At 68.0% G+C, this 14,170-nt stretch carries 13 protein-coding genes; 7 read left to right on the top strand and 6 right to left on the bottom strand.

Features of this window, described 5'->3' with window-relative positions; genetic code table 11:
- The first annotated feature begins 175 nt into the window (after nucleotides 1-175).
- From QZV84_RS08245 to QZV84_RS08230, 4 genes are all read left to right on the top strand, one after another.
- A complete protein-coding gene (locus tag QZV84_RS08245) occupies nucleotides 176-1,672 on the top strand; it encodes a glycosyltransferase family 39 protein (protein WP_292828099.1) in 1,497 nt (498 codons plus the stop codon).
- 153 nt (nucleotides 1,673-1,825) lie between these two features.
- Nucleotides 1,826-2,233 (top strand): DUF302 domain-containing protein, encoded by a 408-nt coding sequence (locus QZV84_RS08240; protein ID WP_292828096.1) that lies wholly within the window; start codon nucleotides 1,826-1,828, stop codon nucleotides 2,231-2,233.
- Between the two features lie 222 nt (nucleotides 2,234-2,455).
- Complete coding sequence (locus tag QZV84_RS08235; protein ID WP_292828093.1) at nucleotides 2,456-2,782, top strand: hypothetical protein; 327 nt, start codon at nucleotides 2,456-2,458, stop codon at nucleotides 2,780-2,782.
- Between the two features lie 264 nt (nucleotides 2,783-3,046).
- A complete protein-coding gene (locus tag QZV84_RS08230) occupies nucleotides 3,047-3,346 on the top strand; it encodes a metal-sensitive transcriptional regulator (protein ID WP_292828090.1) in 300 nt (99 codons plus the stop codon).
- Nucleotides 3,347-3,553: 207 nt separating this feature from the next.
- On the opposite strand, the gene QZV84_RS08225 is transcribed toward QZV84_RS08230, so the two are convergent.
- The 4 genes from QZV84_RS08225 to QZV84_RS08210 all read right to left on the bottom strand — a co-directional run bounded on the left by QZV84_RS08225 (nucleotide 3,554) and on the right by QZV84_RS08210 (nucleotide 6,324).
- On the bottom strand, nucleotides 3,554-3,817 hold the full coding sequence (locus QZV84_RS08225; RefSeq protein WP_292828087.1) for a metal-sensitive transcriptional regulator: 264 nt from the start codon (nucleotides 3,815-3,817) through the stop codon (nucleotides 3,554-3,556).
- Nucleotides 3,810-5,501 (bottom strand): FAD-dependent oxidoreductase, encoded by a 1,692-nt coding sequence (locus QZV84_RS08220; RefSeq protein WP_292828084.1) that lies wholly within the window; start codon nucleotides 5,499-5,501, stop codon nucleotides 3,810-3,812. The genes QZV84_RS08225 and QZV84_RS08220 overlap by 8 nt, the downstream gene beginning before the upstream one ends.
- Complete coding sequence (locus QZV84_RS08215) at nucleotides 5,498-5,878, bottom strand: thioredoxin domain-containing protein (RefSeq protein ID WP_292828081.1); 381 nt, start codon at nucleotides 5,876-5,878, stop codon at nucleotides 5,498-5,500. Before QZV84_RS08215 ends, QZV84_RS08220 begins: the two co-directional genes overlap by 4 nt.
- Before the next feature lie 71 nt (nucleotides 5,879-5,949).
- Nucleotides 5,950-6,324, bottom strand: a complete 375-nt coding sequence (locus QZV84_RS08210) for a rhodanese-like domain-containing protein (RefSeq protein WP_292828078.1) — start codon at nucleotides 6,322-6,324, stop codon at nucleotides 5,950-5,952.
- A gap of 383 nt (nucleotides 6,325-6,707) precedes the next feature.
- Here QZV84_RS08210 and QZV84_RS08205 point away from each other — a divergent pair, with 383 nt between their 5' ends.
- From QZV84_RS08205 to QZV84_RS08195, 3 genes are read left to right on the top strand one after another with little or no spacing between them, the layout of a single operon-like run.
- Nucleotides 6,708-7,301 (top strand): hypothetical protein, encoded by a 594-nt coding sequence (locus tag QZV84_RS08205; protein WP_292828076.1) that lies wholly within the window; start codon nucleotides 6,708-6,710, stop codon nucleotides 7,299-7,301.
- A gap of 8 nt (nucleotides 7,302-7,309) precedes the next feature.
- Complete coding sequence (locus QZV84_RS08200; protein WP_292828073.1) at nucleotides 7,310-11,242, top strand: Pls/PosA family non-ribosomal peptide synthetase; 3,933 nt, start codon at nucleotides 7,310-7,312, stop codon at nucleotides 11,240-11,242.
- Nucleotides 11,239-12,591: a M1 family metallopeptidase gene (locus QZV84_RS08195; RefSeq protein ID WP_292828070.1), complete on the top strand. Its 1,353-nt coding sequence runs from the start codon at nucleotides 11,239-11,241 to the stop codon at nucleotides 12,589-12,591. The genes QZV84_RS08200 and QZV84_RS08195 overlap by 4 nt, the downstream gene beginning before the upstream one ends.
- Here QZV84_RS08195 and QZV84_RS08190 read toward each other — a convergent pair.
- Together QZV84_RS08190 and QZV84_RS08185 are read right to left on the bottom strand one after the other, a co-directional pair.
- On the bottom strand, nucleotides 12,545-13,255 hold the full coding sequence (locus tag QZV84_RS08190) for a hypothetical protein (RefSeq protein ID WP_292828067.1): 711 nt from the start codon (nucleotides 13,253-13,255) through the stop codon (nucleotides 12,545-12,547). The genes QZV84_RS08195 and QZV84_RS08190 overlap by 47 nt on opposite strands.
- Before the next feature lie 105 nt (nucleotides 13,256-13,360).
- On the bottom strand, nucleotides 13,361-14,170 hold an 810-nt coding region (locus QZV84_RS08185), incomplete at its 5' end, for an HNH endonuclease signature motif containing protein (RefSeq protein ID WP_292828065.1).

Raw genomic sequence — 14,170 nt, 5'->3', positions numbered from 1 at the left:
CGTGGTCGCCTCCTGTCTTCTTGCTACTTCTCTGACTATGATCCTGCCGCCACCGATCGGGATAGCTACTATTGGTGCGGTGCCGTGAAGGGGAAGCTGACGTCGACGCGGGTCATCGTAGCGAGGATGCCGATCGATACGGATGCGGGGTGCGTGAATGCCGGAGGCGGACTCCGTGCTCGTCAACCCACCGGCAGCCCGTGCCGTCCGCCGCGGTCACTCCGCACTGATCGTCGGTGTGATCGGCGCGGTCATCGGGTTCGCGGGGTCGTGGGTGCCGTCGTACTGGGGTGATGAGGCGGCCAGTGTCATGTCTGCTACGCGGACCTGGCCGAGCCTGGCTGCGATGCTCGGCAACATAGACGGCGTCCACGGTCTCTACTACGCGCTGCTGCACATGTGGGTCAGCGCATTCGGGCCGTCCGAGGTCGCGACCCGCGCCCTCAGCGCGATCGCCGTCGGGTTCATGGTGGCCGGCACTGTGGTCTTGGTGCGTGAGCTCGCCGGCACCCGCATGGCCGTCCTGGCCGGCATCCTGTGCGCAGTTCTCCCACGCACGACCTACATGGCGGCCGAAGCACGCTCGTATGCGCTGGGAGCAGCGGTCGCGGTGTGGGTGACGGTGCTTCTGGTGAGGTTGCTGCGCGCCTCCAACGCGCGTCGCTGGTGGTTCGCGTACGCGGCTGCGATCGCCGTCGGGATGTACGTCTTCCTCTATCTCGGGCTGCTGCTGGTGGTGCACGGTCTCTTCGTCGCGGTACTGCATCGGCGGGCGCTGAAGCGGTGGGCGCCTGCGGCTGGGGTCTCGCTGCTGCTGGCTGCGCCGATCATCGTGGTGGGCTACCTCCAACGCAGCCAGATCAGCTTCCTCGAGAAGCGTCACTACGCCACCGCTGAACACGTGTTCACATCCCAATGGTTCGGGTACCCGCTTCTCGCGATTGCGGCGTGGTTGCTCATCGTGGTCGCCATGATCTGGCTGATCGCCGCGCTGCGTCAGCGACGCCCCGACGATGCGGGACTCATCGCTCTCGCACTTCTCGCAGCGTTCTGGCTCAGCGTCCCGACAGCGGCACTACTCCTTTCTGATGCCACCATCGCGCGGGTCTACAACGTGCGCTACCTGTCGTTCTGCGCGCCGGCGGCAGCGATCCTGCTGGCGCTGGGAGTGCGGGCCGTGTCGAGATTGGCCTCGCCCTCGCGGCGCGGCGCGGTCGCCTCGCTGCTCGTCAGCGCAGTGCTGATCGGGTGCGCGCCCGCATACCTTGGACAGCGCAGCCCGTGGGCGAAGGACGGCGGCAGCGACTGGCGGGCGGTGGCCGACTACGTCGGCGCGAACGCGGCGCCCGATGCCGCCGTCGTCTTCGATCAGTCGACGAAACCCTCTCGGGATCCACGGATCGCGCTGGATCTGTACCCGGAGGCGTTCGCGGGTCTGCGCGACATCGCGCTCGAGACGCCCTATGGGGACCGCCCGCACCTGTGGGATCGGACCTCGCCGAACGCGGAGGTTGCGCCGCGCCTCATCGGCTCCGGGGATGTGTGGGCCATCGAGCTGACTACGAGCACTGCACCGCCTGCGGACGTCGTCTTGCTCGAAGATCTCGGCTATGAAATCGAGACCTCGCAGCTCATCCACCGCACCACCGTGTACCACCTGGTCAAGGAGTAATGCATCCCAACGCCATCCCACTCAGCTCGGGTCGGTGTTCCGCTCAGTCGTGGCCCCACTCGTCTGACGCAGCATTGGGTGAGTACGTTCTCACTCCCACGAGCTGACGCGGCGACGGTAGGCTGGCAACAGGTTCCCAGGCATGCTCCGACGATGCAGGAGGAAGAAGTGGGCTACGCGCTCAGCACGACCATCCACAAGCCGTTCGATGAGAGCCTCGCCGCAACGCGTGAAGCCTTGGGCGCAAACGGCTTCGGCGTACTGACCGAGATCGACATGGCCGCCACTTTGAAGAAGAAGCTCGATGTCGACATCGCGCCGCAGGTGATCCTTGGCGCATGCAACCCGCCCAGCGCGTACGAGGCCCTTCGCGCGGAGGAGTCGATCGGGCTGCTGCTGCCATGCAACGTGGTCGTGCGCTCCATCGACGACGGCACAACCGTCGTCGAAGCCATCGATCCGGCCACGATGCATCAGATCACCGGCAACGATGCGATGCAGCCCGTCGCCGAGCGGATCGGCGGAATGCTCCAGGCGGCCCTCGACAGCCTCCACGGGTGACTCGCCGTTTCGACGCGTATGCGGGGACGCACCCGGATGCCGAACTCCGCGTTCGGCGGTGCACAGGCCTCGGCCCAGTAGGCCGGTAATCGCTTCGACAGTCCCCGACATCAACGATGCAGTCACACCTCCGGCCTGTCTGATGTTCGGAGGCGAGATCGCCCCTGAGGCAAACTCGCAGGCGGCGCGCCGTTGACGTGTCATGGGCTCTGGGAGCAGCTGGTGAGCGGAGCGTTGCGGATCGGCGCGTGGAGATTCGTCGCCACTTTCGGCGTGGTGAGCCTGCTCGCCGACATCGTCTACGAGGGTGCGAGATCAGTGACCGGGCCCATCTTGGCGCTGCTCGGCGCAACCGCGATCGTCGTCGGGATCGTGACCGGGATCGGCGAGGCGGCAGCGCTGCTGCTGCGGCTGATCTCGGGTCCGCTCGCCGATCGGACCCGGCGGTTCTGGGCGTGGGCGATTGCAGGATACGCGATCACGGAGATCGCCGTTCCGACCCTCGGATTCGCGTCCGACCCTCGGATTCGCGGGCACGCTCGGGCGTAGCCGCCGCAGCCGGCGGCGCGCTTGCCGGCCTGCTCTACACCCAATCCCTCGCCGCGCTGGTCGTCGTCACCGCTTTGATCCAGGCTGGCGCGCTCGTCTTCTTCGCCCTCTTCTTCGGCCGCAGACGCTGGACTGCTACGCCAGCGCCCGACCGGAACCGTGCGGACCAGGAACAGAGCTAGATCACGCTGCGCGGGTATCGCCGGGAATACCCAGGTGGGTATCCTGTTTCAATCAGGTAGCAGCCGAGAGCGAGGAAATCCCATGAACAGCATCGATGCTTTGCCGTCCGACGTCGATCGAGCGGCGGACCTCATCGCCCATCAGCGCAAGATCGTGAACCGATTGCGCCGTGCGGAAGGTCAGCTGGGCGCGGTCATCAAGGCCGTGGAGTCCGGGGCTGAGTGTCGCGACATCGTCATTCAGCTATCGGCGGTCTCGAAGGCACTCGATCGCGCCGGCTATGCGATCGTGGCTTCGGCGTTGCGCAATTGCATCGCCGATCCCGAAGACACCTCGACCACGCCCGAGGAACTCGAGAAGCTCTTCCTGACCCTCGCGTGATGTCTGCGTCTCCGCCGGTTCACTGCCCGAAGAGTCGAGCGAAGAATCCGCTGGACGGCTCGTGGGCGTGGCCTTCGCAGCGCTGAGATCTGGGGACTCCGCGCATCACCTGATCCACGTGCTGTCCACACCCGGACCAGGTCGTCTTTCCACACTTCTTGCAGGTCACCGCGTAGCACATCGGGGAGTCTCCTCTTGAGGCCTTGATCAGGCGAGCATCAGGAAGAGCTTCTCGAGCTCTTCAGTGGTCAGGTCGTTGTCGTTGCGTTCGGCGTCGGGTGTGGCGACGCACTCCTTCATGGCCGTAGCGATGATGACGAAGCCGGCGCGGTTGAGGGCACTGGAGACGGCGGCGAGCTGAGTGACGATGTCTCGGCATGGCTCGCCGGCATCGACCGCGGCGATCACCGCGTCCAGCTGCCCCCGGGCACGGCGGAGCCGATTCGAGATGAGCTTCTGCGAGTCAGGCACCTTGCATCGCCCCTTCGGTCTCGAGCATGCTCGCCGCGCGCGCGCCGAGCGTGGCGCGCAGCGTGAGGATGCCGCCGGACAGCGACGCGGAATCCATGCCGGCCTGGGTCACCACGCGGTGAGCGATCGCGGAACGTACGCCCGAGGCGCACATCACCCGGACTGGACGACCGGCCGCCGATTCCCTCACCTCGTCGATACGTCCGCGAAGTTCGGTGTGGGGGATATGCAGAGCGCCGGGCACGTGTCCGGTGACCCATTCGTCACGCCGGCGCACATCGAGGATCAGCGCCTCGTCGAGTACCTGGTCGAGATCCTCCGAGTACCAGAGGTTCAGCGTTCCGTTCAGGACGTTCTCGCCGACCATGCCGGTGAGGTTCACGGCATCCTTCGCCGCTCCGTAGGGCGGGGAATACGCGAGATCGAGATCGATGAGCTCGTCGACGGTCATGCCTGCGCGGATCGCGGTGGCCAGCACGTCGATGCGCTTGTCCACGCCCTCGGTGCCCACCGCCTGTGCCCCGAACAGTCGACCAGTGTCGGGATCGATGTGCACGACCAGATGGATCTGACTCGCACCCGGGAAATAGCCCGCGTGCTGGTTTGCGTGCAGATGCAGCGTGCGATAGCTGGTGCCGGCGGCGTCGAGCGCCATCCGGTTCGCGCCGGTCAGCGCGGCGGTCAGCGACCCGACCCGCACGATGGCCGTCCCGACTGGCTGCGGGATCTCGCGGGCGGTCTCGGGTCGGATGATGTCATCGGCGACCAGCCGACCGGCACGATTGGCCGGGCCGGCAAGAGCGACGGGGCGTCGAGCGCCGGTGATCGCGTCGACGCTCAGCGTCGCGTCGCCCACTGCCCAGATGCCCGGGATGCTGGTACGACCGTGACTGTCGACGACTATCGCACCACGCTCGCAGACGACCCCGGCTTCCTCGAACATCGCGGTGTCGGGGCGCACACCGACGGACATGACGATCAGGTCTGCCGGGAGCTTCGTGCCGTCTGCGAGAACGACGGTGTCGGCATCCACGCCGTGATGGATCTCGGTCGCGGCGACCCCGACGCGCAGATCGATTCCGAGTGCGCGCAGTTCTTCGGAGACCAGCCAGGCCAGCTCCGGCTCGACCGGCGGCAGGGGCTGCGGCGCCAACTCGACGACCGAAACGTCGAGGCCTTGAGCCGCGAGAGCCTCGGCCGCTTCGATGCCGATGAATCCCGCGCCGAGGACGACCGCGCGACGGGCGCCGGCGGTCACCTTCTCACGAAGGTCGACCGCATCCTCGACAGTTCGCAGGGTGCGCACCCTCGGCGAATCCACGCCCGGGATCGGCGGCACGAATGCGGAGGCACCCGGCGAGAGCACGAGGGCATCGTAGGCGATCTGCTCGAGTCCGTCCGCGGAACGGACGGTGACCAGGCGAGCGTCCGCGTCGACGGCGATCACTTCGGTGCTGGGTCGCACATCGAGCGCGAGTGCCGCGCGCAGCGATTCGGGCGTCTGCACGAGCAGTGCGCGCGGGTCGGTGATCTCGCCGCCGACGAAGTACGGCAGCCCGCAGTTCGCGAACGAAACATGAGCGCCCCGCTCGAAAACGATGATCTCCGCTGATTCGTCAAGGCGACGGGCGCGCGCCGCGCAGCTCATTCCTCCGGCGACTCCGCCGACGATCACGATTCTCATCGCACGACCTCCGACTCCTGCTTCGTGCGCTCAACCTCAGCGCGAACGGCGTCCATATCCAGAGCCCGGACGGCGTCGATGAGCTGATCCAACTGGGGTGCGGCCAGCGCCCCCGCCTGAGAGAACACCAGAATCCCCGCCCGGAAGATCATCAGCGTGGGGATGGAGCGGATCTGGAACCCCGCGGCGAGGCCTCGCTCGGCCTCGGTGTCGACCTTGCCGAACACGATGTCGGAGTGCGCGTCCGAGGCGCGCTCGAAGACCGGCGCGAATGCGCGGCACGGGCCGCACCATGCCGCCCAGAAGTCGAGGAACACGATGTCGTTCTCAGCGATCACGGCCGGCAGGACCGCCTCGTTGATCTCTTTTGTCGCCATGACTGAATAACCCCCTGGGGTACTTTTCGGCGCAGACTTTCGCCTGCGGATTCTGCGATTGCGGGTTGCCGCTAAGGAACTACGGGCAGACGCGTGGCTTTCGCGGCCTCGTCGATGCCCCCGGCATCCTGAACGGTGAGGTCGGCAGCCACCATGGCGGAGACGGCCTGAGCCGAGCGGTTACCCGACTGGCAGTACACGACGTAGTCGGCATCGGAGTCCAGTTCAGCGACAGCGTCGTCGAACGACGGCGACTGGAAGTCGATGTTGACAGAACCATCGAGATGGCCGGCCGCATACTCCGCAGGCGTGCGAACGTCGATGATCACGCTGTCAGCGCCCAATTCGACGGATGCCGGCGCAGCGGCGCAGCTGCTTACACCAAGAGCCAGCGCAAGCGCCGCGACGCCGAGGCTGAGAGACCGCAGGCGGCTAAGCCGCGACATTGCCATGTCCCGCGCAGCGCTGCTCTGCGGGAACGCCGCGAAGGGCCAGCTCCACGTGTTGACCGCAACCCTCCCAGGTCGCCTTGCCGCACACATCACAGGTCACTCGAGCGCACATGATTTCTCCCTCTCCGGTTCGTTGCTTACAGAGTAGCATACCCCCCGGGGTATCTGGGCGCCTGTTGGGGCTCTGATCCAGCGCTGACACCGATCTGACCCATCGCCGACACCGAAATATACCTCCGCGACATCTACGACCGCTGAGCGAAGAGGGCGCGCCGGGTCGTTCCCGATCCGTTCTTGTTGGGGCTGTAGCCTTTATCCCCGCACGGAGTGGCCGTTTTCCCGCGCGCTCCGATTCTGAGGATTGAGAAGGTTCGACGATGGCGAAGACCACGAAGACCACGAAGGCGGCCGGAGCAGCTTTGGATGCCGCAGCCGCCGCCGCGAAGGACGCGAAGCGACTGAGCAAGACGCTGCCCAAGCAGCACGCGAAGAAGCTGCGGTCCGTCGCGGACGAGGCCAGAGACGCCGCACAGGCGTCGAAGAAGACGGTGGCACGCCAGCCCCGCAAGGTCGAAAAGGAGGCTCTCGCCGCGATCGCCCGGCTCGACAAAGCCGTCGACAAGGCCGAGGCGAAGCTCGCTGCGGCGAGGAAGTCCGCCGCCAAGAAGCGGGCCAGTGACGCGAAGAAGGTCGCCAAGAAGGAGAAGGACGACGCGAAGAAGGCCAAGGCGTCTGCCGCCAAGCAGGCCGAGAGCGCGACCGTCGCGGGAGCGGATGAGGCCGTCGAACCCGGACTCGAAAAGACCCCTGCACCCGAGTCGGCCGCGAACCCGGCGCAACCGGCACCGGCTGAATCCGAGGATCTTTCCACGCTTACGGTGCTTCAGCTGCGTGCTCGGGCTCGGGATGCCGGCCGCGCCGGATTCTCCCGCTACACGAAGGCGCAGCTCATCGCGCTGCTGTCGTCCTGACCCCGCCGATGCAGGAGTATCTCGATCTGTCGTCCGCCGCCCCTGCGCCGCGGACACTGATCGACATCCTGCGCCAGACGACGGCTCGGTACCCGCAGGCGTCCGCACTCGAAGACGCGGACGGCGCCCTGAGCTATGAAGAGCTGCTCGCGCACGTCGGCAGAACCGCGGCACGGCTGCACGGGCACGGCGTGCGCCGAGGAGATCGAATCGGCGTGCGGATGCCGTCCGGCAGCCGCGACCTTTACGTCGCGATCCTCGGGATCATGGCGATCGGCGCCGCCTATGTTCCGGTCGACGCCGACGACCCGCTCGAAAGGGCGGAGTTGGTGTTCCGTGAAGCCGCAGTGAAAGGCGTCATCACCGGACCCGGTGTCTTTCAGTCCACCGATCCGACCGTGGCGCTCTCGGCAGCCGACGATCTCTTCGCCGGCGAAGCACCTCATCCGAGATCGCAGGCGATCCCGACACTGCCACCGCCGACCGTAGAGGACGACGCGTGGATCATCTTCACCTCGGGTTCAACGGGCGTTCCGAAGGGCGTCGCCGTCACCCACCGCTCCGCCGCCGCCTTCGTCGACGCTGAAGCACGCCTGTTCCTGCAGTCCGCGCCGCTCGCACCTGGCGATCGCGTGCTCGCCGGACTCTCCGTCGCATTCGACGCCTCGTGCGAGGAGATGTGGCTCGCGTGGCGACACGGTGCGTGTCTGGTTCCCGCCCCGCGTGCCCTCGTGCGCTCAGGTGAGGACCTCGGACCCTGGCTCGTCGGCCACGGGATCACCGTGGTCTCCACCGTGCCGACACTCGCCGCCCTGTGGCCGCAGGACGCCATCGAGAACGTGCGTCTGCTGATCTTCGGCGGCGAGGCCTGCCCTCCTGAGTTGGTGACGCGGCTCGTTGCGGAGGGTCGCGAACTGTGGAACACCTACGGCCCGACCGAAGCGACCGTCGTCGCGTGCGCCGCGCTCCTCACCGGTGACGGCCCCGTCCGCATCGGCCTGCCGCTCGCGGGCTGGGCTCTCGCGGTGGTCGACTCCTCAGGCGAACAGGTCGCCGACGGCGAGGTCGGTGAACTCATCATCGGCGGCGTCGGCCTCGCCCGATACCTCGATCCGGCGAAGGATGCCGAGAAGTACGCCCCGATGCCGAGCCTCGGGTGGGACCGCGCGTACCGCTCCGGCGACCTCGTGCGCCTCGACCCCGCGGGTCTGCTCTTCCACGGCCGAGCCGACGATCAGGTGAAAGTCGGCGGCAGGCGGATCGAGCTCGGCGAGGTCGAGTCCGCGCTTCGCTCCCTGAGCGCCGTCTCAGCGGCGACGGTCGTCGTGCAACGCTCCGAGGCGGGGATTGCGCTCCTCGTCGGCTACGTCGTGCCCGCCGAGGGATTCGATCGCCGAACGGCGCGCGCCGAGCTCGCGCGGACGCTGCCTGCCCCCCTCATCCCGCTGCTCGCGGTCGTCGACGACCTTCCGGTTCGCACATCCGGCAAGGTCGACAAGGCATCGCTGCCCTGGCCGCTGACCGATGCGGATGCTGCCGACTCGACCGTGTCCGGTACCGCGGCGTGGCTTGCGGAGCAGTGGGTCGCCGTGCTCGGCATCCGTCCCGTCGACGAGGATGCCGACTTCTTCCAGCTCGGCGGCGGCTCACTCGCCGCCGCACAGCTCGTCTCGCGCATCCGCGCCCGTGCCCCTGAATTCACGATGTCCGACGTCTACGATCTGCCACGGCTGCGCCAGATGGCGGATGCCGTCGAGTCGGAGGCATCCGAACCGGACGACCTGCCCAACACGTTCAGCGTGGCGCACCCGACGCCCCGGATCATGCAATGGGTGCAGACCCTGGCCGGTGTGCCGCTGTTCATCTTCGCGGGACTGCGGTGGACCGCCTGGCTGCTCACGGCGAGCTGGATCCTGCGCCTGTTGCCGGGTTTCGACTTCCTCCCCGAAGCACCACTCTGGGTCATCGTGCTCGGTCTGGTCCTGTTCGTCACCCCGTTCGGCCGGATGGCGACCTCCGCGGGGATCGCCCGCCTGCTGCTGAGGGGACTGAAACCGGGCGACTATCCGCGCGGCGGCGGTGTGCACCTGCGGCTCTGGCTGGCCGAGCAGGTCGCGCACCAGGTCGACCCTGTCGGCCTCGCCGGAGCGCCGTGGGTCAGCTACTACGCTCGGGCACTCGGCGCGAAGGTGGGTTCGAACGTCGACCTGCACTCGCTCCCCCCCGTGACCGGGATGCTCGAGATCGCCGAAGGGGCCGCCATCGAGCCGGAGGTCGACCTGTCGGGCTACTGGATCGACGGCGACACGGTGCGGATCGGCGGTATCAGCATCGGTGCCGGCGCGACGATCGGCACCCGCAGCACGCTCGCGCCCGGCACCCGGATCGGGCGCAACGCCGAGATCGCTCCCGGGTCCGCCGTATTCGGGCGGGTGCGCGCCGGGCAGCGCTGGGCGGGCTCCCCCGCCGCCCGTGTCGGCGGCACGTCGAGCCCACTCGCGCCCGAGCGTCCGCCGACGCCGAAGCGCTGGCTGTGGGCATATGGTGCCTCTTCGGCGGTGCTGGGTCTGCTCCCGTTCCTCGCGATCGCCGCAGGCGGCATCCTCCTGGCCTCCGGAATCCGCGGCGCCGCCTCGATCGCCGATGCTGTCCCGGCGGGGCTGGTCTGGCTTGCCCCGTCGACCCTGGTCGTCGGCGTGACGTTTGCGGCCGCGGTGGTCGTGCTGGTGCGGCTGCTGTCGATCGGACTCGTCGAAGGCGTGCACCCGGTACGCGGCCGGGTCGCGTGGCAGGCGTGGTCGACCGAGCGGCTTCTCGACTCGGCGCGCACGATCCTGTTCCCTCTGTACTCCAGCCTGTTCACGCCGGTGTGGCTGCGGATTCTGGGCGCCGAGGTCGGCCGAGACGTCGAGGCATCGACTGTTCTGCTCATCCCCTCCCTGACCACGATCGATGACGGCGCGTTCCTCGCCGACGACACGATGGTCGCGACGTACGAGCTGAAGGGCGGCTGGATGCATCTGGGTCCCGCCCGCATCGGCAAGCGCGCGTTCCTCGGCAACTCCGGCATGGCCGGCGCCGGGCACCGGGTGCCACGCGACGGTCTGGTCGCTGTGCTGTCCGTCGCACCCGAGAAGTCCAAACCGGGTTCATCGTGGCTGGGTTCACCCGCCATGCGGCTGCGCCGCGTCGTCAACGACGCCGATCTCGAGCGCACGTATCGGCCACGTCGCAGGCTGCGCGTCGCCCGGGCTCTGTGGGAGCTGTGCCGGGTGATCCCGGTGTTCATCACGTGCGCGATCGGGTTGGGGGTCATGCTCACTCTCGGCTGGCTGATCGAGACGTGGGGCCTCGCCCTCGCGATCCTCGCTTCGGGCATCGTGCTGCTGGCGGCGGGAGCGCTCGCGGCACTGATCACGACGATCGCGAAGTGGCTCTTCGTGGGTCCGATCCGTGCGGGCGAGCACCCGCTCTGGTCGAGCTTCGTGTGGCGCACCGAGGTATCCGACACCTTCACCGAGATGGTCGCCGCGCCCTGGTTCGCCAATGCCGCCGCGGGGACGCCGGCGCTGGCGATGTGGCTGCGCTCACTCGGCGCGAAAGTCGGCCGAGGGGTGTGGACCGACAGCTACTGGCTGCCCGAACCTGATCTGGTCACGCTCGGCGACGGCGCAACCGTCAATCGCGGATGTGTGGTTCAGACGCATCTGTTCCATGATCGGGTGATGAGCATCGACACGGTCACCATCGAAGCGGGGGCGACGCTCGGCCCGCACAGCGTGATCCTGCCTGCTGCGAACATCGGCGCCAACGCGACCGTGGGCCCCGCGTCGCTGGTCATGCGCGGCGAAACCGTGCCCGTCGGCAGCCGGTGGAGCGGAAATCCGATCGGGCCCTGGCGTGCGGTGAAAGTGCGGGCGTACCAGTCGGCAGACGCATGAGGGCCGACGCGTACATCCCCCAGAGCGGTGATACCGGCATCCGCGTAGATCATTACGACCTGACGCTGGACTACCGGGTGAGCACGAATCGCCTCAGCGGAACCGCGGTGATTCGCGGACGATCGGTCGTGGCCACGCGGACGCTCTCGTTCGACCTGGTCGGATTGCGCGCGACCAAGGTCAGCGTGGGCGGGTCACGCGTCGCGGCGTTCCACCAGAGCGACCGCAAACTGCGCGTCACTCTGGCATCGCCCCTCGCAGCCGGGCAGAGCTTCGAAGTGAGTGTCGCGTATGCCGGCGCGCCCCGCCCGCGACGCTCACGCTGGGGCGCGATCGGGTGGGAGGAACTCGACGATGGGGCACTGGTCGCATCGCAGCCCACCGGCGCGCCGACCTGGTTCCCCTGCAACGACGTGCCGTCCGACAAGGCCACCTCTCGCGTGGTCCTCACCACCGACCGCGCGTACGCGGTCGTGGCCAGCGGGCTGCGCACCCGACGCGTCACGAGCGGCGGCAGGACGACCTGGACGTTCGAGCAGAACGTGCCCACACCGACGTACCTGATGACGGTGCAGATCGGTCGCTACGTCGAGGAGGTCGTCGCGCTCAGCGGGCCAGTCGGGCGACTGTTCTACCCGCCCGCCCTCGCCGCCCGCGTGCACGCCGACTTTGCCGATCTGGGCCGCATGGTCGCTCTGTTCGTCGACGTGTTCGGCCCGTACCCGCTCGACGAGTACGCCGTCGTGGTCACGGCCGACGACCTCGAGATCCCCCTCGAAGCCCAGGGCATCGGAGTGTTCGGCGCCAACCACATCGACGGCTTCGGGGGACTCGAACGGCTCATCGCGCACGAACTCGCCCACCAGTGGTTCGGAAACAGCGTCGGCGTCTCGAAGTGGCAGGACATCTGGCTCAACGAAGGATTCGCCTGCTACTCCGAGTGGCTGTGGTCAGAGCACTCCGGGGGCCCGACGGCGCACCAGAAGGCCCTGTCTCACCATGCGCGACTCGCGTCGCTGCCTCAGGACCTCGTGCTGAGCGATCCCGGCCCCGACCTGATGTTCGACGACCGCGTCTACAAACGCGGCGCGCTCACCCTCCACGCTCTGCGGCTCACCCTCGGCGACGACGCGTTCTTCGGTCTGCTGCGCACCTGGACCCGGACGTATCGCGCCGCCACAGCGACGACCGCGGACTTCGTCGCGCTCGCAGAGGACGTCTCGCATGTGCCGATCGCGAGCCTCATGCACGCGTGGCTCGATCTTCCGCTCCTGCCGGGACTGCCGGGTTCGGGCGTGACGTTCACGCCGGATGCCGCTCCCCCGCCGCCGGAACCATCGCTGCACTGAGCACGAAACCGGAAGGACCCGCGATGGCCCCAGCATCCACACCGGCATCCACACCGGCATCCACACCGGCATCCACGCTGTCGCGGCTCGGAATGCGGACAGCGCGCGATCCCCTCAGCCGGCCGGTGCCGATCTCGCCGACCTTCACCTGGGCAAGGTCGACGGTGACACCACGACCGTCAGCCTTGAGCGCGGCTTCGATGAGAGTCCAACCCTGCGTGTCGGGAGCCTCCGCTGGCGCGAAGAGCCGCTCGAGGTCGCGCAGCGGCACGAGCGGCCCTTCGCTCGGCTCTCGTTCGATGTCGACTCCCACCGCCGCCGCGTCCGTCTGGCGTGCTGCTGCGACGGCGATGACGCTGCCCGCGTAGCTCAGGCTCACTTCCACCGGCGCCCGCTCCAGCCGGGGTCGCCCATGGTCGGCCCCGCATCGCTCGCACGTCGTGGTGAATCCGAGGTCGGCGACGTCGGTGAGCTCCTCGATCAGGTCTGCGAGCAGCGAGCGCCCCGCGAGAAAACGCGTCGCTGCATCGCCGCTGAGCGCGGCATACTTGCGCATCTGCTGCTCTCCGAGTCGCCCGAGCACATGGGCCGACCGCGGGGCGGATGCCGCCGCGTCGGTCCACGCGATCGTGACCGGGCCGAAATGCGCTCGTCCTGTCGCCATGGGCTCAGGATACGACCCGGATTCCGGCTCCTCGGCGATGAGCGCTGAGAATGGATGCGGTCGCATCCGCGCTCCCGCGCTGCCCCGGGCGAGTCGGTCGCTGAGTCAGAAGGGCGGTCTCTCGGAGTCGGACAGCGAGCCGGCGACCTGCCATTGCGGCGATGGCACGAACTGGACGAGTGCGGGTGGCCGATCGACATAGCGACGACCGGTGAGACTGGTCCATTCGAGGGTGCCGTGACCGAGTTGCCGGACTCTCCAACCCGTGGCGTGCTTGACCACGTGATGACGTCGGCATAAGTGGGCCAGGTTGCACTCGCGTGTTTCGCCACCGAGGGCGAAGTCGACGGTGTGGTCGAGGTCGCATCGCCAGGGCCGCTGGGTGCACCCGGGAAACCGGCACCGTTCGTCACGGACGCGAAGGAATCTGTCGAGCTCGGCGCCGGGTCGGTATCGGTCGACGGCGAGGATCGCCCCGGTGTGGGGGTGGAACATGACGCGGTCCCAGCCGGATGCGCCGGCGGCGAGGCACTCGGCGGTCTCGCGGTCGATAGGCCCGTATCCGGCGATGAGAGCGGGTTCATCGCTCAGGCCGGCAGCGGTGAGCACCGGGATCGTGATCTGCACGTGCGCCCGGATCGCCGAGAGCGCGTCGCCGTTGCCATGCGCACTGGGAGTGCCCGTGAGGATGAGGTCGGCAAGGATGTCAGCACGCAGTTCGTCCATCGTGCGCTCGTCGGCGACGTCGGCATCCGCAGACCCGCTGTCGGTGCACGCCCGTGTTTCGGCCTCTGCCTCAGACGACGTCGAACCGCACGCGGTGCGCGCTGATCCGGTGACGATCATGACCAGCCCGTTGCCATCATCGTCCTGTGCGGCTTCGTCCTGTGCGGCTTCGTCCTGTGCGGCTTCGTC

The sequence above is a fragment of the Microbacterium sp. genome, from assembly GCF_011620715.1.
In the GTDB taxonomy this organism is placed as follows: Bacteria; Actinomycetota; Actinomycetes; order Actinomycetales; family Microbacteriaceae; genus Microbacterium.
The sequence above is the reverse complement of the archived record's forward strand: the minus strand, read 5'-3'. Positions and strand labels throughout refer to the sequence as shown.